This window comes from Vibrio sp. J383, from assembly GCF_023503985.1.
In the GTDB taxonomy this organism is placed as follows: domain Bacteria; phylum Pseudomonadota; class Gammaproteobacteria; order Enterobacterales; family Vibrionaceae; genus Vibrio; species Vibrio splendidus.
This window is the reverse complement of record NZ_CP097293.1, coordinates 2,064,007-2,085,094: the sequence shown is the minus strand read 5'-3', so window position 1 is coordinate 2,085,094 and position 21,088 is coordinate 2,064,007. Positions and strand designations below refer to the sequence as shown.

The following is a 21,088-nucleotide window of genomic DNA, read 5'->3' as shown; positions in this document are numbered from 1 at the left end:
TATTACATACAAAAAAGAGCTCTGATTTTCAGGGCTCTTTTCGCTTACGGCTGTAAATGATTTAGGGGCGATTAGTTTATACTCAGGAGATTAGTATTCACTCTTTTCTCGAACAAAGCGCGCAAACTTAGGCTTTCCGTTTTGTGTAAAGCCGTTATACCGGAAGGTAATTTGACTGCCTATTTCAGGCGGTGCGAGTCTCATCTGGTCACTGAACCCGCTTCCAATATAAAATTCCACACCCTCTTCTGTGTGAACCAAAATCGAACCCATCATCCCTTTATACTTCCCTGTTCCGCCTTTGTAACCAATAACCGTGGCTTCCGCATCGTGATGCCTTTTAAGCTTTAAAAGATCATTACTTCGACCGGCTTGATAGCGACTGGTGATCTTACGAAGCATCAAACCTTCGCCATTACTCTCATCGACATTATCGAGTTGATGAAACAGAGCTTCTTCATTGTGAATCGGTACATGTTCGATGTAGCTGACATGAGGTTCACTAATCATGCTTACCCAATGCAAGATGTTGTAATAGCGCTTTTGATAATCACCAGCAGCCCCTGGCATATCAAACAGCATGAAATCTATTTGGCGCCACGCTACGTCACTAGGCGTATGATCGAGGACGGTAGATTGGACTAAGTGGAACTGACCTCTTCCTGCCCACAACTCCCCTTCGAGATGTACCTTAGGCAAGTTTTTTGTAAACCACTTCGGTGAGTAAATGCGATTCCCGTTTCGAGTATAAAGGTGTTGTCCGTCCCAAAGAGCCCGAATCCCATCAAGCTTTTCACTCTTCCAGTATTCAGAAACATCAATGCCTTGTTGGTATGTATTGGCCAGTACCAAATGGTCGGGAGGTAAATAGGATGAATGAGAAGAAAGCGAACACGCCCATAGAGTTGCTATCGCCAATTTAGTTAATCTCATCATCTGCTCCGTATTGATATCTGTAGTGGTCAACAAACGCCTTTAATCCTAAGCCTTCTGACACGTAGGTAGACAACCTTTGCTAGAAGATGCGATCCACACATCAACCTTATTTAACTTTCAATTCCATTCATGTAATTAATGACTTATGGGTCTCAAATGTTCACCCATTTTTAGTTCTCATATTGAGAAACCGACTTTCTCAATATGAGATAGAGATTAGAGTTCGAGTTAAGTTATTGAAAAATATAAGCATAAAAGTTGGCACATTCAGTGCAATTGTCCATACATACTCAAAAGGAGATATCGCTATGGAACTACGTAAGATTGATTTAAATACAACGACACTGACTCTTTCTATCTTCGGTGATTTAGATGCAGCAGGTAGCCGTGATGCTCAGACCGATATTGACGATGTAATCTCAAATGATGGCCACCCTGAAATCGAAGTTGATTTTAGCCAAGTTGAGTTTTTAGATTCATCTGGTGTTGGCGCAATTGTTTACATGTTCAAACGCCTAACTGAGCGCGAGCGCAACATGCGACTTGAAAATGTGACTGGCCAGCCTCTTGAAATTATGAACTTGCTACGTATTGGCCACGCTATCCCAGTAAATTCAAAAAATCCTACAAATTCATGAAGATCCACTAAGCTAGAAGTAACAAAACATAATAATAAAAAGTAAAAACATAGGACGTTGGCATGAAAATACTGAAAAACTACATAGCCCTTTCTCTGTCTGCTTTGGTTCTAGGTGGCTGTACTAGCTACCCTGAACAAGGCACCGGCGGTTTGGCTGAAAGTTATGACTCTATTAATTACCAAAATGCCGACTTTTCTCCTGTCATGCCAGACGAACCTCTTGGTCCTGAACACGGATTACGTTTTGATTGGCAACTGGCTAAATTACATCTTGATGCCTTGATTCAAGAAGGCGCCCGTTGGTGCTTCCCCGCTGCTGTTGTGCAAGCGATAGAGAAGCAAAATCGTATCGCTCGTGAACTACAAGGTGGCCTGCTTCTAGATGCGGCCAACGACCTAGTGATTCAAAGAAAACGCTTAAACGAACTTGAAGTCCAACTGGACTATGTGACCTCACAAGCCCGCTGTGAACCACCAAAAAATGAAAACCAATTTAGAATGCAATTGTCGGTTATCGAACAGTTGTACGACCTGCTTAACGTTGACAACCAATTCGCGGAAAACTCTACCGAAGTCAATCCCAAGTACATGGGACGACTTGCCGAGGCGACCATACTACTGAAAGAACATAAATCTCTAGACCTTGTTGTTACGGGTCATGCCGATGCTACGGGTACCGAAAAATTTAACGATGACTTAGCACTTGGACGTGCTAAACAAGTCGAACGCTACCTAACTATTTTTGGCTTAGGTGCTCAGCGAATTAAAGCCGTGTCTGTGGGTGAAACTGTCCCTCTTTTTGAAGGCGAATCAGACGGTACGCGTTTAACTAACCGCCGAGTGAGTATCGAAATTATCTCCCCTAAAAATGCCGAGAAAATGGGAGGTGGATTATGAAATTATTGATCGCTTTTATCATCACCCTATCGTTAAGCTTTACGAGTGTCGTGAATGCGAGCGAAGAGTTTTCAGACGCGGTTCAAGTCGGTGACCTTATCCAAGTTAACGTACCCGGTGAAAGTACGTTGAACACAGGGTTCCAAGTGGATAAACGTGGCCGCATTACCCTTCCTGAAGTTGGCGCCGTATTTGTTGCCGGTTATGACAGTGAGCAGCTTAACAAAGTCGTTCTAGAATCACTGGCAACCGCTTATAAAGATCTTTCGAACGCTTCGGTCTACGTCAAAGAACAACAAATCATTATCTACGTGCAAGGTTATGTCGAACAGCCTGGCGAATACACACTGGCATTGGGTTCTAGCATCCAAATGGCGCTTTACGCAGCCGGTGGATTACGTCCAGGAGCACAACTGGACAAATTGATTCTTAAGCGAGGCGCGGACAAGAAAGAGTTTAACTACAAACGCTTCCTCGATTCAGGTGACGAATCAACGCTACCTACTCTGCAATCATTGGATTCGCTTTTTGTTCCAGCATCGCCATTAGTAGGCAATATTGAACAAGAATTCGATGCTGCCAAGCTTGCTAACTCTGGTGACAGTGCCGACTCTCGCAATTCAATTAAAGTATTTGGCGAGGTAAATGCACCGGGGTCATTCACTTATAAAGAGAGCACCGATCTTGTCGACGTACTAATGCGCTCGGGCGGTGTGACTCGTTATGCCAGTGTTGAGCAAATCCGAGTAATTTCAAACAACACGCCTACACTGTTCAACCTCAAACGTTATTTAGATTCTGGTGACGAAAGCCTACTTCCGATCTTACGCCCAGGTGCAACCATATTTGTGCCGAAGCAAGAAGAAGAGATCAAATCCGGCGCCAACATGGTTTACGTCATGGGTGAAGTTGCCGCTCCCGGCGCTTTTGAAGGAAAAAGAGACGCCACCTTCATGGATATCCTTGCGAATGCTGGTGGGCCGACTCGATTTGCAGAATCGCGCCAAATACGTGTGATCAAAGCGGATGGCAGAGTACTTAAATTCGATTTAGCAGCTTACACAGAAGGTCTACCTAACTCTAACCCACCGAGTATTAAAGCCGGTGACGCTATTTTCGTTCCAGAGAAAACCGACATGAACGAGAAGTCTTGGTTGAAGATTGCACCAGACAGAGCGGTTAACGTTATCGGTGAGGTCAACCGACCTGGTCGTATTGAATGGTCAGATGAAATGAACTTCATGGGATTATTGGCTCACGTCGGCGGTCCTACGTTGAGAGCGGACACCTCAAAAATTGAAGTTGTGACAGGTAGAAAGATGGTTGTGTTTAATCTTGATGATTTCATCAGAAATGGCGCGCCACGAGATCTGATGCCGCAAATTCGCGCGGGCTCTATCGTCCGTGTCCACGACTTACCACAAGATCCTTCAGACAATAAATCTCAATGGGTACGTCAAAGCTCTGATGCTTCGATCTACATCTTTGGACAAGTGAATGCACCCGGTCGTTACCGCTTCACCAAAGACATGCACTTTCTAGATATCTTGTCTGCGGCAGACGGCCCTACTAAGGATGCCGATATACACAACGTTCGTGTTACGCATCGTGATAAAACCTACTCTAAAGTAAGTAAACTCAATCTATCGCTCTACTTTGAAACCGGTGACGAATCATTACTGCCAAATGTAACCACTGGTGACACCATTTACATTCCAGAGAAAGGTAAAAACTGGTTAGATACACCGAAAGAAGAAACCGTTCGTGTGCTTGGTGCGATTAACAACCCAGGTCGCTATGTGTTCAACGACAACATGACGATTCTAGATATATTGGCAGAAGCGGCAGGCCCTACTGACAATGCTTACGTAGAGAAAATTACCATTGTCAATATGTCTTGTTGCCAAGGTCAAGCTCGTACCTTCGACCTTGTTGAATTCAGCAAAACAGCCAATATTTACAACCTACCAGTACTGCGCGCTGGTGACACTATCTACATCCCAGATCGCCGTGAGAGCTTTATGGAAAAAGCTCGTGTAGGTCTAGAAGACATATTACGTCTAACAACAATGATCGTCTTAATAGGAGCTTTATAATGACAATTTCAGCGACCCATGCCGAAGTCGAACAACTGTATTTAGCTTCTGAACTTAACGGACAGAAATCGATTTGTGTGACTGCCTGTCATTCAGGTGACGGGGTAACCTCTGTTGCAACTGCATTAGCAGAACGTTTTCTCCTTGCTGGTCATTCTACGCTTTATGTTGACCTCAACTTATACAACCCCGCTTTCAAAGATTTGAACATGTTAGAAGACAGTCAACAGGGGCAGTTAATAGAACATGTTGAGTCTCACCGGATGTTCATTGGTGTCCCGGCACCTCAAGTGGCATCAACACAGCTTGCTTATAAAGACCCGACAACGTTACAAAAAGTGGTCAACAAATGGCTAGAGAAATACGACAGAGTCATCATCGACACCTCACCGCTTCTCAACATTAACAAAGGGAATATCCCTGCACAGTCTGTTGCGAGTGCCTGTGACAGCACATTGATGGTTGTCGCCTATGGTGAAACGTCAACTCACCACCTAGAACAAGCGAAAAAGCTGCTTGATGCACAGAGTATCAATCTAATGGGCAGTGTGATGAACATGAAAGACACACCAAGTTTCGCTAACGAATTGATACGACAAGTAAATAAACTGAAGCTCCTTCCTCGTTCACTGCAAGAGAAGATTAAAAATTCGATATCTAGGAATGAGTTTCTCAATTTAACCCTATAAGCCTCACTACAAAGCATGGTGCCTCAACATAAGGAAGGAATTTATGAAAAATTTGAGCTTGTTAATGTTGGCTTTGCTACCGACATTAACTTATGCAGACACTTTCACATTTGGTATTGTTCCTCAGCAATCGGCCAGTAGACTTGCACAGCAGTGGACCCCAATCCTCACGAAGATAAGTCAAGAAACGGGCCACACCATCATCTTTGAAACCGCCAAAGATATACCTATGTTTGAGCAACGTCTGGCCAACGGTGACTACGATTTTGCATACATGAACCCATTCCACTTCGTTACCTTCAATAATAGTGTTGGTTATAGTGCGATGGTCAAAGCCAAAGACAAACGCCTAAAAGGAATATTGGTAGTACGTAAAGATAGCGGTATTACAAGCTTGGAACAGTTAAACAATACTACCCTTGCCTTCCCCGCGCCTGCAGCGTTCGCGGCAACCTTACTGACTCAAGCTGGTCTCAAACAAAGAAACATTCATTTTGAATCCAACTATGTATCTTCACATGATTCGGTATATCTTTCTGTGGCAAAGGGGTTTTATCCGTCTGGAGGCGGTATTATCCGAACCTTCAACGCATTAGACCCAGAAGTTAGAGACCAGCTAATTCCTATCTACACCTCCAAAGGTTTTACTCCTCATGCCATCGCCAATCACCCGAGAGTCGACTCGGAAGTAATACAAAAAATTCAAACCTCTTTTGTCCAATTGGCTCAGGACGAGGAAGGAAAAACGTTACTTTCACCACTAAGAATTAAAGCCTTTGAAACTGCGGTTGATGTTGACTGGGATGATGTTCGTGCTCTGAATATTAAGCAGAAAGACACAATGACGATAATAGTAAACAAGGAATAATCGTTACGGCTTTTGGGATAAAGACTCACGGTAAGGATACGCTGATGACTTTTAGAACAAAAACGATCATTGGGATTGCCTCTATAGAAATAGTGATGCTTATGGCTCTTGTCATAAGTGCAATGTCATTTCTTTCAGATTCTAATGAACAACAGCTTATCAAGCGTGCACAAGCAACTTCTCAACTGCTTGCTCGCGCAACCAAAGACGCAGTGCTATCCACTGATATTGCAACATTAGATGACATTGTGAAGGAGATCATGACGATTGAAGATATCGTCTATGTCAAAGTAGAGCGGAATGAAATCTTGCTGAGTAGCGCTGGTTCTCCAGACAATTTCAGTAAAGAAATTCAGGTCGATACCAACTTATCCAACGTCGATGATGGAATATTCGATACCTACTACCCAATTGAAAGTGATGGGCTGGAGTACGGCTCGATTTCAATCGGGTTTACGACATCTTCGATCAATTCAATGCTTACAGACGCAAAAAAAACCATCAGTTCAATCGCTTTAATAGAGGTTATTCTCGTTGCCATATGTTCTTTTATTTTAGGTACTTACCTAACGAAACATTTATATCAGCTTTCTTTTGCGGTAAAAAAAGTAAGAACGCACGGGCCCGGCTTTCAACTGAAAATAAAAAGTGACGACGAACTTGGTGACGTAGTCAAAGCATTTAATGACATGTCTACGTCCTTGTCCAAAAACTATACCGACATCAAACAAGCCAGAGAACAAGCCGAGCAAGCTTCTGAATCTAAAAGCCGATTTTTGGCCTCTATGTCTCATGAAATTCGAACCCCTATGAATGGTATTCTCGGTATTTTGTCGTTACTTAGAGAGACCGAATTGACCAAGGATCAAAGCCACTTAGTCAATATAGCTTCAACATCGGGCGAGCTACTTTTATCAATTATTAATGACATATTGGACTTCTCTCGCATGGAAGCCAATACTCTGATTCTTGAACAAAAATCCTTTTCACTCCAAGAGTGTATACATAGCACCATTGACAGTTTTGAGCCGAGCGCTAACGCAAAAAATATCCAGCTCGTGACACCCTATCAACCCAACCAACCTGTAATGGTGATTGGAGATGTTCATCGTTTTCAACAAATCTTATTGAATTTGATAGGCAATGCAATCAAGTTCACTTCCGATGGTAGTGTCATCGTCAACGTCGAGACTAACGAAACTGCAGATAACAAGGTAGAGGTCACCTGCCAAGTCGTTGACTCGGGAATCGGTATTGAACCCAACGCAATGAGTTACTTATTTGAAGAATTCACCATGGTAGATCAAGGCTATTCAAGGCGCCGTGATGGTTCTGGGTTAGGTCTTGCTATTTGTAAACACCTCGCTAAACTCATGGATGGCAACATATCTGTAAGTAGTGAGGAAGGTGTTGGTAGTACTTTTACCTTTTCGGTAATTTTGGAAAAAGCATCAAACTCAGCAGAAAAAAATCGCGCTGCCTCTTCATCTGTGGCGTTAACCCCTAAAGTTCTGAAAAGCCGTATTTTAGTCGCCGAAGATAACAAAGCGAATCAACTCGTTATCGTTAACATGTTTAAAAATGTTGGGATGACCATTGATATAGCTAACGACGGAAACCAAGCTGTCGAAATGGCAAAAAATAACGATTATGACTTCATCTTTATGGACATATCTATGCCAGACAAAGATGGCCTACAAGCATGTTCAGAAATTAGAAATTTGCCTAACACTCAAAAAGCATCAGTGCCAATCGTTGCGCTGACGGCGCATGCACTCGCCGGAGATAGAGAACAGTTTTTAAGTCAAGGTATGGACGACTACCTTGCAAAACCCATGAGAATGTCACAGATCGCTGATATGTTGCACCTCCACCTAGTGACCAAGCAGGAAAACGAAATTGACTATACTCCTCCTACAGTAAAGACATCTCAAAATAGCGAAACTGCGACTATAAACAGCCAGACAACCGATACCCCTGAAAACCGATACGCAAAAGAGAGTTCTGCCGCTATAGTCGACCAGAAAAATCAAATAACCGATCAGCAAATAGTAGAAGTTCAAGTATCAGATCTTGTCGATGAGCAAATTCTTGAGCAAATGGTCGAAGATACGTGTGCTGAAGTAATGCCAATGTTGATTGATCATTATATTGTAGAGTCTGGTAGTCGTATCAATCTGATTGAAAAAGCAGCTCAGGAACAAGACCTATCAAGCCTTGAATTTGAGACTCATACCTTGGGTAGCTCGTCACTTGCATTAGGAAACCGCCGTTTATCTGTGTTAGCGAGGAAAGTCGAAAAACTGTGTTCAGAGAAACAATCCGAGTTAGCTTTTTCGAAAGTTGAAGAGTTAGTGGTTCTTGCGAAAGAGTCGATGGATGCTATCGAGATACGTAAAGAGCGTGGGTTTAATTAAGCTGGACGTTGTAGCTTATTGTTGACTTCATCTATCTCTACTATTGCCCTTCTCTATAATGTCACTACATACCTTTCTAGGGCGTCCAATTACCATTCGATGCATTTCACATGAAAATTTTAGGATTTAGTGACTTTTAGAAACAATTAACGTGCAGAATGATCACGTTATGTGACTCAGTCTAATAAAGCACCTTGTAAATCGCATCAAAGATGGAATTCGTACGATTATTCCCTAAGATTATAAATAGAGGTGGTTTTTGACGAATTTGTAATAGTTTGACAAAGTTATCCGATGGCTGTTGAAACACAGTGGATGAATTGGCAAATCACACTTCACTGACTTTGCACGTTTATCTATTCAAACTTCACCTATCCCTCCTTCTGCTCAAATGATTCAAATACACGGAAAGGATCACCATCGAGCAATTTTGATAATCAATTTACCTTGGTTACCTTAGTTGTATTATTAAAGAGAAAGGAAACTCAATATGAAATACAAGTTAAGCTCCGTATTTTTGTTAGTAGCAGCAGCCAGCGGTAATGCTAACGCTGGAGAATGTGGCAGCGTAACAATCGCAGATATGAACTGGAACTCTGCAACACTGATCGCCAATATCGACCAATTCATCCTGGAACATGGTTATGGGTGTGATGCCGAACTTATCCCTGGCGACACCATGCCAACAGGCACATCCATGATTGAAAAAGGCCAGCCTGATGTTGCACCTGAACTTTGGAGCAACAGCTTAAAAGACGCATTGGACAAGGGTGTCCAAGAAAAACGTCTTCGCTACGCAGGTAAAGCACTTGTGAATGGCGGTGAGGAAGGCTTTTGGGTTCCAGCTTACTTAGTTAAACAATACCCAGAGATGGCAACCATCGAAGGTGTACGTAAAAACGCTAGCTTATTTAAGCACCCTGAAGACCCAGATACGTCAGCATTTTACAGTTGCCCAGCAGGCTGGAACTGTCAGATCAGCGCCGGAAACTTGTTTAACGCTCTTGAGCTGGAAGACAGTGGTTTCACGATTGTTGATCCAGGCTCGAGTGCCGGCTTATCTGGCTCTATCGCAAAAGCTTATGAGCGCGAAGAAGCTTGGTTTGGTTACTACTGGGCGCCAACTGCCGTTCTAGGCAAATACGACATGGTTAAAGTTGACTTTGGCAGTGGTGTTAATGAGCAAGAGTTCCTAACTTGTACCACTAAAGAAGACTGTGATTCACCTAAAGCGACCATGTACCCGCCTTCACCAGTGCACACTGTCACTACAGAAGACTTCGCATCGAGAGCACCAGAGGCTTACGATTACTTCACTAAACGTGGTTTCACTAACGACAAAATGAACTCGCTTCTTGCTTGGATGGAAGACAACCAAGCGGATGGCGAAGAAGCGAGTATCCATTTCTTGAGTGAGTTCCCAGAAGTATGGCACCCATGGGTTTCTCAAGAAGTCGCTAAGAAAGTTGAAGCTCAGCTTTAATCGCAGCATTTCGATAGCCGTTATATTTCAATGATAGCTATATTTCGAAACGCACTGTGCACTAAGCACTAAGCTTCAATAATACGGAAATAACGTCGCTATACTTGATGTTATTCATGATTCGGAGCCCTTTTCATAGGCGATTACCTCATCGCATGAACAAGTGGCTCCGAACTATAAGGATATAAAATGGCTGACACCAATTGGTTATCAACCTTTCCAGAGATGGAACGCGCTGATTTACGAACCATAAAAAAGACGCTAGATGGCGCATACCGTGAATTCTCTCGAGAATACGGTGAAATGATTGAATCTCTATTTGACCCTCTTCTTTCATTCCTTGTTTGGTTTGAAAAACTTCTTATCTCAACCCCTTGGATTATAGTCCTCGCCGTTTGTACAAGCCTTGTCTACGCCGCGAGTCGTTCTTGGAAACTGGCTTTAGGTTGTGTCGTTTCTTTGCTCCTTATTGGTTACTTTGGAATGTGGGAAGACACCATGCGGACGCTCAGTATCATCACTGTTTGTACCTTGGTTTCGATATTCTTAGGCATTCCGATTGGTATTGCGATGGCTCGTTCAAATCGAGCTCAATCTATCGTTACACCAATGCTTGATATCATGCAAACCATGCCGGCATTCGTTTACTTGATCCCAGTGGTGATGTTACTCGGCATCGGTAAAATTCCAGGTCTAATCGCCGTGGTTATCTACGCTATCCCACCTGTGATTCGTTTAACCAACCTAGGCATACGCTTAGTCGATAAAGAAGTCCTTGAAGCAGCAACAGCTTTTGGTGCGAGCAAGAAACAACGCTTATGGGGTGTTCAGCTCCCTCTAGCAATGCCAACGATCATGGCGGGTATCAACCAAACCATCATGATGGCACTGTCTATGGTTGTTATCGCATCCATGATTGGTGTGAAAGGCCTAGGACAACCAGTTCTTAAATCCATCACCAACCAATATTTCACATTAGGCTTGATGAACGGTTTTGCCATTGTTGCCCTCGCAATTCTTTTTGACCGCGCTTCACAGGCATACGCAAGAAGAACCAATGCGCATTTAGGAGGACTCAAGCATGACTAAACCATTGATTGAAATTAGTGGTCTTTACAAAGTGTTTGGACCGAAACCGATGTTTGTTATGAACCGAGTTCAGAACGGTGAACACAAAGATCAGATTCTTGCGGACACAGGTCATACCGTCGGTTTAAAAGAGATTAATCTCGAGATTAACCGCGGTGAAATCTTCGTTATCATGGGGCTTTCTGGCTCGGGTAAATCGACTCTAATTCGCCACTTCAACCGTTTAATTGACCCAACTCAGGGTAAAATTATGGTCGAAGGTATTGATGTAATGAGCCTCAACACCAAGCAATTAGAAGAGTTCCGCCGTCATAAAATGTCGATGGTATTCCAACGCTTTGGCTTAATGCCTCATCGCACCGTGGTAGAAAATGTTGCGTACGGGTTGGAAGTACAAGGCATCAAAAAAGAAGACCGTTTAGCGAAAGCCAACGAATGGTTAGAAACGGTGGGTTTGAAAGGTTACGGTAAGCAATACCCCGCCCAACTTTCAGGTGGTCAGCAACAACGTGTTGGCCTTTCTCGCGCTCTGTGTACTAACGCTGAAATCTTGTTAATGGATGAGGCCTTTTCGGCACTCGACCCTTTGATTCGAAGTGAAATGCAAGATCAGCTTATCGAACTTCAACAGAAGCTTCATAAGACGATTGTTTTCATCACCCACGATTTAGATGAAGCACTCCGTCTCGGCGATCGAATCGCAATTTTGAAAGATGGCGAGTTGGTACAACAAGGCACACCACATGAGATTCTACTGAATCCAGCCGATGACTATGTAGAGGCATTCGTTAAAGACGTAAACCGTGCTCGTGCATTGACGGTTGAAACGGTTATGCAGCCTCCTCTCTATCGAATCACTTCAGAAACGATTGAAGGTGCTCTGGCACAAATGAAGATGCTGAAAAACGATTACGCTTATCACGTAACGGATGAAGGCTATCAAGGTTTGGTGACTCAAGAGAGCTTACAAGACGCCGTTGAAGATGCCTCTGTTCATGACTTCAGCGATGAGATTTACGAAGAGGTACCTGCTGTTTTACCTGATGCGGTAATTGAAGAAGTACTTCCAGACACTATGTCTTGTGACTACTCCCTTCCAGTTGTCGACGAAGAAGGTAATCTGAAGGGTGAATTAGAGAGAAGCGCCGTTGCTGATATCTTCTCTGAAAGTAGCGAGGAAGAAGTAGAGGCCGACCCAAAGCCAAAGATTGATAAAGCTTCGTAGTTCTACTTTTCGTTATTTAAAGCACGGCTGTTTAAATTATCGTTATTTGAGTTATAGCTATTTAGATTAGCCTAAACTACTTAACCCGCCCCAAGACCACTGTTGTTAATTCACTGCAGTGGTCTTTTTATTTGTATCGGCCTCGTTTTCTTCTGATCTCTATCCGCACCTTACACTTTATAGGCACCTAAGTTTATATTTCATAAGTAAAAACAAAATTAAATCAGTCCGTTAGGTTTGTCACAAACCCAGTAGCAATATGAATGAGATGGGAATTAATTGCTCTGTTTATACGGCAAGCAGTTGAAATTATTCTAGAAAATGACTAGAACTTATTAGTACTCTCGGATATTACGCTCAACAAAAGGACTTAGTTTGATGAATTCCACTTTAGCGTCAGACACGGCTGCACATCTAAACTCACAACAAGTTAGCGGGCTTGTTGATGAAAGCGTTCTAGAGCAAATGATTCGAGACACAAGTGCGGATATTATCCCGATCTTGATCGACCATTATGTCGACGAATCACAAACACACTTGGTCGCCATAAAAGAGGCTGTCGCTCAGAACGACGCTCAAACACTTGAGTTCGAGGTCCACACTCTTGGCAGCACGGCGCTATCATTAGGTAATCGCCCTTTGGGTGAGTTAGCTCGCGCTTTAGAGAAGCAATGTTTAGAACAGGGTCATGATGCGGCATTTCTACAAGTTGACGAATTACTAGAACTCGCAGAGCGTTCAATCAAAGCCTTGCTTGAAAGAAAAAAGGCTGGTTTCAGCTAGCTCTGAATGCTCATGATCGGTATCAGATAAAAACTCAACATAGTCGTTATTAATATACTCACCATTAACATGCACCCCGGCGTGACCAACAACGCGAGAAAGTACACCTATCGTTTCTTAAGAGATTGCATGCGGTAGATAACAAATACACAAGTCTCGTATTGATGGATACATACCACTATGTTATTGATTGGTTAGGATAAAGTTTCAAAAGGAATACACAATGCGCCCTAAGGTATTGTTAGTTGAAGACTCCACCTCACTCGCCGTACTCTACAAGCAGTACGTAAAAGACGAGCCCTACGATATTTTCCACGTCGAAACCGGCGCGGAAGCTAAGATTTTCATTGAAAGGCACTCTCCACAGCTTGTTATTCTCGATCTTAAGCTGCCCGACATGCCAGGAGAAGAAGTCTTAGATTGGATTAGTGCGAATGAAATACCGACTGCAGTCATTATCGCGACAGCGCATGGCTCAGTAAACATTGCTGTAGATCTCATCCAGCGCGGTGCGGAAGACTTCTTAGAAAAGCCAATTCAAGCCGATCGACTCAAGACCTCTGTTCGCTTACATCTAAAAAGAGCGAAACTCGAAAACCTCGTCGATAACATGCAAAGCAAGTTCGATCGTGACCGTTTTCATAATTTCATCGGCTCTTGCCTACCCATGCAAGCGGTTTACAAGATCATTGATTCTGTAGCGCCAACCACTGCCAGCGTGTTTATTAATGGTGAAAGTGGTACGGGTAAAGAAGTATGTGCGGAAGCGATTCATCAAGAGAGCCAGCGTAATGGTAAGCCCTTCGTTGCTATTAACTGTGGTGCTATCCCTCGAGACCTAATGGAGAGTGAAATCTTTGGTCACGTTAAAGGTGCATTTACCGGAGCAACAGCCGACCGTAAAGGTGCAGCGATGCAAGCACACGGCGGTACCCTATTTCTCGATGAGCTTTGTGAAATGGAACTGGAGATGCAGAAGAAGCTCCTACGATTTTTGCAAACTGGTACGTTTACCCCACTCGGTGGCAACCGCGAGATTAAAGTGGATGTCAGAATTATCTGTGCGACCAACCGCGACCCACTAGTTGAGGTAGAAGAAGGACGTTTTAGAGAAGACCTTTACTATCGTGTTCACGTAGTACCTATTGAGATGCCACCGCTTCGTGAACGAGGAGGTGACATTGTCACCCTTTGTAATCACTTCTTAAAGCTGTACGCGAAGCAAGACAAGAAGAAGTTCAAATCAATAGACAAAGAAACGCAGAATCTACTTAAACGTTATGCGTGGCCTGGCAACGTGCGTCAGTTGCAAAACATCATCCGTAACATCGTGGTGTTGAACAATGAAACAAGCGTGACCAAAGACATGTTACCGCCTCCGATTAATAAAATAGACGCAGATCCAACCTCGAAATCAGTGACACCAATTCGAGTAGCGGCGCCCCATGCTGCTGTTGTGGAAGCACCAGAAGCTAAGTTGCCACCGATTACTCCTGAAGAGTTGGAGCAATCGTCAGTTGTTCCCGCTAACAACGACTTGATGACGCCCACATTTACAACAAGCGAAGGTACGATTCGTCCAATGTGGCAAATAGAGCGCGAAGCCATTCAACACGCGATCAATCATTGCGATGGGAATGTGCTAAACGCTGCTGTGTTGTTAGAACTTAGCCCTTCTACCGTTTACCGTAAGAAGCAGGCTTGGGAATCGGAAGATGAGTACAATCAAGCCTAAAAAAGGTGTACTTAACGTCAACCTTCATGAGATTTGGCTGTTGATCGACAGCCAAACTTTTGGAGGTATAGAAACACATGTTTTAGAATTAGCACAAGGCCTGATATCTGAAAGCGCTCAGTATTCAGATGCTGTTCGAATCGTCCTTTTGACTAAGTTTAAGCCTGAAGCGATCATCGTTGAAAAGTTAGATGCGCTGCATATCCCTTATAGTTACCTCTCCGATTTAGCCTCTTGCTCTGCAGATTCAAGCAGCAAGAGCGCGACACAACTTAAACGTGCAGTTCGACATTATCAGCCAAAGCTTATCCATGCTCATGGTTACAAAGCTAGTTTGGTCAGCAAGCTCATAAAACTCTCACCTCGTTTAAGCAATACCAAACAAATCACCACTTATCACGCAGGTGAAACCCCAACAGGCAAAGTATGGCTTTATGACTGGCTCGACCGTTACAGCAGCTTCCTTTCTGATCAGTCGCTCGTGGTTAGTGAGAAGATTAAAGCGAAAGTACCGAGTAAAACCCATCAATTGAATAACTTTGTTAAAGTCCCAACCGGGTTAACAAGCTTCCCTTCATCAGGTCCATTCCATGTTGGTTTTGTGGGGCGATTGAGCCATGAAAAAGCGCCTGATCGATTTGTCGCATTAGCCAAACAGTTTCCTGATGTTCGGTTTGAGCTTTTTGGGGACGGACCCGAAATGGAGGCCTTAGTTAAATCGCAGCCTCATAATGTTACCTTTCATGGGCATCAGACCAATATGGACGACGTCTGGAGCCAAATCGATTTGTTAATCATCCCTTCCCGCTTTGAAGGCTTACCTATGGCGGCATTAGAAGCCATGATTCGCGGCATTCCCGTTCTCGCCACCTCAGTTGGTAACTTGCCTAAGCTCATCGTGCACCAAGTTAATGGCTACCTCGCCAATTCAGAGCCTGATTCAGAAACAGCGTTAGTACTAGAACAGCATTTGTCCACGTGGATGTCATTGACGAGTGAACAACGTGACTCCCTCAAGAATAACGCGATAGAAACCGTCAAACACCAATACTCGCCACAAGCTGTTGTCCCGCAATTGTTAGAAATCTATCAACTCGACTGTTAATACTAGTCTTAGTAGGTAATTGGTTATTTTAGCTGGATAACTTAGCCGTTCTAGTCAGTCTTATACTGATTCTCAAAATGAAAAAACTTACCTCAAGGCTAAGCCCTCACTTAATAATCCAACAATAAATCAGTTAGTTAAACAAAATGCATAACTGGCACTCACTTTGCAATATTTAACATCAGGTGTAACTACGTCTCAAAAGATTGCGAGCCGAGTCATTAAGAGTTTATTTGCGAATAGAGGTCACAATGGTCAACCCTGAAGCCAATAGATTGCCAGTCATCATCACGATCAGCGCCTTGTGTGTCGGGCTCGGTGTTGTTTGGTACTTCGTGCCGCATCCCGCTGTTATTGTGGCGCTAGCTCTTGTGCCATTGGCCGGGTTATTCGTGTTAAACAAGACATTCTGGCTAGTCCTACTGTTCGTTGTCTTTTCATTTTTCCGAATTCACGAAGCCATACCTCAACTCTATTCGCTTAAAATACCGCTGATGCTTTCATTAGGCGCTCTGTCAGCTCTGCTCTGGCATGCATTAATCAGCAAAGAGCTTAAAATCTTCTGGCACCCTTGTTTAAATTGGCTCGCCATTTTTTGGGTATTGGTTTTTATTGGTATTATCTTCGCGTCTAACAGGCCCATAGCACTTGCAGAATTCAAAGGCGTTTATTGGAAAATCATCGTGATGACGCTTGCGATTACTTGGCTAGTAAACACCACGGAAAACCTCGCAAAAACCGCGATGACGATTATCTACGCAGGCGCTTTAGTCAGCTCTATTGCCGTGTACAACTCAGTAAATGGTATTGGGCTTGTTGAAGGCTCCCGCGTGACTATTGGCCGCGATTTTGGCTCTATGTTAGGCGACCCGAATGATCTAGCACTGGTACTGATGTTCCCACTCGCATTTACGATAAGCCAAGCCACCACGACTGGCATCTCACGATCCAAACGTTTAATTAGCGGGTTAGTCTGTTTGTTGCTGCTCGCCGCCATTATTGCGACTCAAAGCCGTGGCGGCTTATTGGGGTGTATTGCGGTGATTGGTATTTTTGCGTGGAAACTAGTGCGCTCTAAAGTTCTCTTAATCACCGTAGGAACTGTCGTGGCCGTAGTGCTCTACTTGGTTGCTGGGATCTCAGACAGATCTTCTGGTGGTGCCGCTGAACAAGGTATCGATGAATCTGCAATGGGGCGAATCTATGCATGGGAAGCAGCAGTAAAAATGGCAGTTGAGAATCCACTGACTGGTGTAGGGTTGAACAACTTCTTCTCGAACTATTTCTTTTATAGTTCGCACTGGGACGGACTGAATCACGCCGTTCACAGTACTTGGTTTGGTGTGTTAGCAGAGACCGGCTTCATTGGTCTGATCATTTTTGTCTGCCTTATCGTTTCTTTGATCAAAACCTCTCGCTCTACGCTCGCGAGATTAAAAAACTCGACCACAGAAATCGCCCCCGAGCTTAATGCGGTCGCCTATGCGATCTATGCCGGTCTGATTGGAACAATCGTGTCGGGTACATTTTTGACTCAAGGCTTCAACTGGCCGATTTACATCCTCGCAGCACTCACAGTTTGCGTCTCTAACGTATCTCATACTGCCTGTCAAAATGAGAAAACCTAAAAGGAAACTTGTAACTAATTGAAAATAAAACACTTATTAAATGGCACAATATATGAAAGTACTTCTATATAACAAAAAAGAGGATTTTCATTATGACGTCAGTATCTATACATCAATTCAAACATTGGCTTAAGTTTCATCCTAATTCTCTAATTAGAAATGTGTTTATCATTTTGAAAAACATCAGAAGCACAGAGCTACCTACCCCTCAAGTACTTAATCGCTGCCTATATCAAGCGCACAAGCTTGTGGTGAATTTGGTTTCTGGCTTTACTCGATTCTTCTACTGGACTCCGGCTTTCAAAGGTCGAGTGGCTCAATGTGGCAAACGCCTGTATTTGTATGGTGGCCTCCCTTTCGTGAGCGGTCCGGTGCAAATTACGATTGGCGATAACTGCCGTATCTCTGGCCACACGACATTCTCTGGTTGTACCCAACCACTTGAAGGCTTGGAACACCCGCTACTGTCGATTGGCAACAATGTAGACATCGGTTGGCAATCGACTATCGCAGTTGGAGGTAAAGTCGTTATCTCCGACAACGTACGCATCGCTGGCGGCGCTTTCCTGTTTGGATACTCTGGACACCCGCTTGATGCAAAACGTCGAGCACTAGGTGAAGGCGATGACCCTCAGCAAATCGGCGACATCATTCTTGAACAAGATGTATGGCTAGGCACCAATGTTACCGTTAAAGGTGGCGTAACCATCGGCGAAGGTGCCGTAATAGCCGCAGGCAGCGTGGTAACAAAGAACATCCCTGCCTTCGCAATCGCAGGCGGTAACCCTGCTCGAGTTGTCGGTCAGATTAAATCCGTTGAAGTGACAGAATCCGATGTGTTCGATTCGTTAGAGACTCATGGAGGCGACCATGCGTGATTTAATCGTATTTGGTGAAGACTTTGGCGGTCTGCCTTCATCGACTCAACACTTGGTTCGCCACTTGGCTAAACAACATAAAGTCTTATGGGTCAACTCTATTGGTCTTAGACAGCCAAGACTGTCAGTTAAAGACATCACTCGCGCTTTCAATAAACTGACAGGGCGAAGCAACGCAGTTACTCAAAACATGCTGGATCCACAAAACGTCGCTGATTCAAACGACCAAGGCAACATAACGGTCGTGAACTTGAAAACCATTCCTGCGCCTTCTTCTAAGCTGTCTAGAAAACTGGCTCAGCAAATGATGTTACGTCAGTTGAAGCCAGTTATTGCTGAGCTGAAGCTTCATAATCCTATCTTATGGACTTCCCTTCCTACCGCTGTTGATTTGTGCGGACACTTAGGCGAGTCAGCGGTTGTTTATTACTGCGGGGATGACTTTAGTGCGCTCGCGGGCGTTGACCACAAAACTGTCGCTCAGCATGAATTGGAATTGATTGAAAAATCAGATCTGATCTTCGCTGCTAGTGAAAAGCTGATGGGCAAATTCCCTAATGAGAAAGCTCAACTCTTACCACATGGTGTCGATGTCGGGCTATTTTCTACACCAGTTCCAAGAGCACACGACTTGCCAAGCAACCACCGCCCGATTGCAGGCTTTTACGGAAGCTTATCTGAATGGCTGGATTACGACATGGTTAAACATGTGGCGACAGCAATGCCGGAATGGGACTTTGTATTCATCGGCCCTAATGAGCTTGATACATTGTCGTTGCCTAACCTCGATAATGTTCATTACTTGGGGCCTCGCCCACATCACACGTTGCCAAGCTATTCACAACACTGGGATGTGAGCCTATTACCTTTCGTTGATAACGAACAGATCCGAGCATGCAGTCCATTAAAGCTGATGGAATACCTTGCCGCGGGAACTCCTATCGTGACCTCCCCTTTTCCTGCAATGGTTCCTTATAATAATCACGTTACGTCCGTTGAAAATGTACAACAGATGGTCGAAGCTCTCGAGCAAAGCCGTCACCTTGAAAACTCGCCAGTCTCTGTCGTCTCCAAAGACAGTTGGCAGAACCGCGGTAACTTCGTACATTGGATGTTGGAGCTATTATGAATAATCTGAAATTGCGGTTATTGTTCATCTTGAATGCCATGTGGCGCCAACGCTACGTTATTGTTCTACCAATCCTTATTTTGCCCTTTGTCGGCTTTGGTGTGAGCAAGTTGGCTCCGACTAAATATGACGCGCATACCAGTATGTTGATTCAAGAAACGGCCAAAATGAATCCATTCTTGGAAGACATCGCCGTTTCTACCATGCTCAAAGACCGCCTTAACGCGTTGAGAACACTACTTCATAGTCGACATGTGCTTTACTCGGTCGCTGATGAACTGCAATTAACCACGCCCGATATGCCTGAAATTGAGAAACAAGAGATCATTACTGACCTATCTCAACGTCTAACGGTGACTCAGCTTGGAAAAGATTTTCTAAAAATTAGCTTAAGCTCAAACACACCAGATGGAATGGAAGCGACGCTTCGTTCGGTAAGTGAACATTTTATTGAGCAACTGTTAGCACCAGAACGTTCTTCGATTGAAGACTCGAGCAACTTCTTGAAGATTCATATAGATAAGCGCAGTGCTGAACTTGAAGTAGCAGAAGAAGCTCTTGCCTTATACATGAATGAAAATGTTCATTCGACGCCTGAGGTACAGAGCCAAAGTTTGAATCGCTTAGCGTCACTCAAGCAAACACTGGCAGAAAAAGAAGCCGAGTTATCCGGTGTTGAAAAAAGCTTAGGGTCAATCGATCAACAGCTTTCAAAAACTAACCCAGTGATAGGTCGAATAGAAGATCAGATCATCGATATTCGTAGTGAACTGGCTCTACTTCAAGCCAAATACACAAACAAACACAGTGCCGTACAAGCTAAAGTTCGTGAACTGGACAGACTTGAAAATGAGAGAAAGAGTTTACTCGATGTAACTCAACCTACGATGAACAGCGACCAGCTTTGGGACATTGCAAGTAGCACGACACTGAACAAACTTTCGGATACCCAACCTCTTTTAGTCACCCAACTACACAGTTTACAACTGGTTCGCGCTCGCTTTGAGTCTTTAACTGAAGAAACGAAAAGCCTTCGTACTATGATTTTCGAATTAGAACATAAGGCGAATAACTTCGGTGAAAATGCAAAAGAGATGTATCGCCTTAAACGCCAAGTTGAAATCAAGCGTCAGCTATACGATGAACTGACAGAGCGTTATGAAATGGCTCAATTAACGGGTTCGCTTGGCGTATTCGAGCAAAACAAACGTGTGAAGATTATCGATTTACCCTTCACGCCTAGTATGAAATCTAACATACCTTCTTTTGTGTTTGTTTTGGCTGGTTTCGTTGCAGGTATCGGCCTTGGCATTGGGTTGGCGATATTGTTTGAGCTGTTTGACTCTTCAATCAAGCGTAAAGATGAAATTGAAGACATCTTAGGTGTTCCCGTAATTACCGTTATCCCTAAAATGAGTTGATTAGCCTTAAAGCCATTTTTTAACTTGCTAGCTTCTTAGCTTTCTAGTTTCCTAGTTTCCTAGCTTCGT

The 21,088-nt window shown here is 43.8% G+C and carries 17 protein-coding genes; 16 read left to right on the top strand and 1 reads right to left on the bottom strand.

The features are described from left to right. Positions 1 to 90: 90 nt before the first annotated feature. Positions 91 to 933, bottom strand: coding sequence for a DNA ligase (locus M4S28_RS09525; protein WP_249631701.1), 843 nt, complete (start codon positions 931 to 933; stop codon positions 91 to 93). A 311-nt stretch (positions 934 to 1,244) separates the two neighbouring features. Between M4S28_RS09525 and M4S28_RS09520 the strand changes: the two genes are divergently transcribed. The 16 genes from M4S28_RS09520 to M4S28_RS09445 all read left to right on the top strand — a co-directional run bounded on the left by M4S28_RS09520 (position 1,245) and on the right by M4S28_RS09445 (position 21,019). Next, positions 1,245 to 1,574, top strand: coding sequence for an STAS domain-containing protein (locus M4S28_RS09520; RefSeq protein WP_004733793.1), 330 nt, complete (start codon positions 1,245 to 1,247; stop codon positions 1,572 to 1,574). A 62-nt stretch (positions 1,575 to 1,636) separates the two neighbouring features. After that, positions 1,637 to 2,473, top strand: a complete 837-nt coding sequence (locus M4S28_RS09515; RefSeq protein ID WP_249631700.1) for an OmpA family protein — start codon at positions 1,637 to 1,639, stop codon at positions 2,471 to 2,473. Further along, positions 2,470 to 4,569: an SLBB domain-containing protein gene (locus M4S28_RS09510; protein ID WP_017083651.1), complete on the top strand. Its 2,100-nt coding sequence runs from the start codon at positions 2,470 to 2,472 to the stop codon at positions 4,567 to 4,569. The genes M4S28_RS09515 and M4S28_RS09510 overlap by 4 nt, the downstream gene beginning before the upstream one ends. Next, positions 4,569 to 5,258, top strand: coding sequence for a P-loop NTPase family protein (locus M4S28_RS09505; RefSeq protein ID WP_249631699.1), 690 nt, complete (start codon positions 4,569 to 4,571; stop codon positions 5,256 to 5,258). Before M4S28_RS09510 ends, M4S28_RS09505 begins: the two co-directional genes overlap by 1 nt. A 43-nt stretch (positions 5,259 to 5,301) precedes the next feature. After that, positions 5,302 to 6,126 carry a phosphate/phosphite/phosphonate ABC transporter substrate-binding protein gene (locus tag M4S28_RS09500; protein ID WP_249631698.1) on the top strand — a complete coding sequence of 275 codons (825 nt, stop codon included), beginning with the start codon at positions 5,302 to 5,304 and terminating at the stop codon, positions 6,124 to 6,126. A gap of 44 nt (positions 6,127 to 6,170) precedes the next feature. Then, the gene (locus M4S28_RS09495; RefSeq protein ID WP_249631697.1) at positions 6,171 to 8,543 is read left to right on the top strand and encodes an ATP-binding protein; all 2,373 of its coding nucleotides are present in this window, start codon (positions 6,171 to 6,173) and stop codon (positions 8,541 to 8,543) included. 490 nt (positions 8,544 to 9,033) lie between these two features. Continuing rightward, entirely contained in the window at positions 9,034 to 10,026 is a 993-nt protein-coding gene (locus tag M4S28_RS09490; RefSeq protein WP_249631696.1) for an ABC transporter substrate-binding protein, read from the top strand. A 189-nt stretch (positions 10,027 to 10,215) separates the two neighbouring features. Beyond that, positions 10,216 to 11,115 carry an ABC transporter permease gene (locus tag M4S28_RS09485; protein ID WP_004733798.1) on the top strand — a complete coding sequence of 300 codons (900 nt, stop codon included), beginning with the start codon at positions 10,216 to 10,218 and terminating at the stop codon, positions 11,113 to 11,115. Then, on the top strand, positions 11,108 to 12,340 hold the full coding sequence (locus M4S28_RS09480) for a quaternary amine ABC transporter ATP-binding protein (protein WP_249631695.1): 1,233 nt from the start codon (positions 11,108 to 11,110) through the stop codon (positions 12,338 to 12,340). The genes M4S28_RS09485 and M4S28_RS09480 overlap by 8 nt, the downstream gene beginning before the upstream one ends. A 378-nt stretch (positions 12,341 to 12,718) precedes the next feature. Beyond that, positions 12,719 to 13,123, top strand: a complete 405-nt coding sequence (locus M4S28_RS09475; RefSeq protein ID WP_249631694.1) for an Hpt domain-containing protein — start codon at positions 12,719 to 12,721, stop codon at positions 13,121 to 13,123. Positions 13,124 to 13,346: 223 nt separating this feature from the next. Next, on the top strand, positions 13,347 to 14,858 hold the full coding sequence (locus M4S28_RS09470; protein WP_249631693.1) for a sigma-54-dependent transcriptional regulator: 1,512 nt from the start codon (positions 13,347 to 13,349) through the stop codon (positions 14,856 to 14,858). Then, positions 14,839 to 15,963: a glycosyltransferase family 4 protein gene (locus tag M4S28_RS09465; protein ID WP_249631692.1), complete on the top strand. Its 1,125-nt coding sequence runs from the start codon at positions 14,839 to 14,841 to the stop codon at positions 15,961 to 15,963. The genes M4S28_RS09470 and M4S28_RS09465 overlap by 20 nt, the downstream gene beginning before the upstream one ends. A gap of 251 nt (positions 15,964 to 16,214) precedes the next feature. Further along, positions 16,215 to 17,591, top strand: a complete 1,377-nt coding sequence (locus M4S28_RS09460) for an O-antigen ligase family protein (RefSeq protein WP_249631691.1) — start codon at positions 16,215 to 16,217, stop codon at positions 17,589 to 17,591. Positions 17,592 to 17,683: 92 nt separating this feature from the next. Beyond that, on the top strand, positions 17,684 to 18,469 hold the full coding sequence (locus M4S28_RS09455; RefSeq protein WP_249631690.1) for an acyltransferase: 786 nt from the start codon (positions 17,684 to 17,686) through the stop codon (positions 18,467 to 18,469). Further along, entirely contained in the window at positions 18,462 to 19,598 is a 1,137-nt protein-coding gene (locus tag M4S28_RS09450; protein ID WP_249631689.1) for a glycosyltransferase, read from the top strand. The genes M4S28_RS09455 and M4S28_RS09450 overlap by 8 nt, the downstream gene beginning before the upstream one ends. Beyond that, positions 19,595 to 21,019 (top strand): GumC family protein, encoded by a 1,425-nt coding sequence (locus M4S28_RS09445; protein ID WP_182795994.1) that lies wholly within the window; start codon positions 19,595 to 19,597, stop codon positions 21,017 to 21,019. The genes M4S28_RS09450 and M4S28_RS09445 overlap by 4 nt, the downstream gene beginning before the upstream one ends. Positions 21,020 to 21,088 lie beyond the last annotated feature (69 nt).